Consider the following 287-nt stretch of genomic DNA (forward strand, 5'->3'; position numbering starts at 1 on the left):
GGGCGAGATACTTGTTGTAAAGATGAACCCAGAAGCCACGGACCGAATAGCGTCAATAACAGTACTATTGCCAGCAATATAACCACCTTGAACCCCAAAGGCTTTTCCCAATGTTCCATTGATTATATCAATCCTATGTTGTACGCCTAACCATTCACAGTATCCTGCTCCTGTATCACCATACATTCCTACTGCATGTACCTCATCTATATATGTGATTGCGCCATACTTGTCTGCAAGGTCGCAAATATCTTCAATTGGTGCTACGTCTCCATCCATACTATAAA

1 protein-coding gene is annotated in these 287 nt (G+C 42.2%); it reads right to left on the reverse strand.

Going from position 1 to position 287, the window contains the following annotated elements; all coding sequences use genetic code 11:
• On the reverse strand, positions 1 to 287 hold a 287-nt coding region (locus tag AAFM34_RS20885), incomplete at both ends, for an aminotransferase class I/II-fold pyridoxal phosphate-dependent enzyme (RefSeq protein WP_341666203.1).

Source organism: Vibrio sp., assembly GCF_038138445.1.
GTDB lineage: Bacteria > Pseudomonadota > Gammaproteobacteria > Enterobacterales > Vibrionaceae > Vibrio.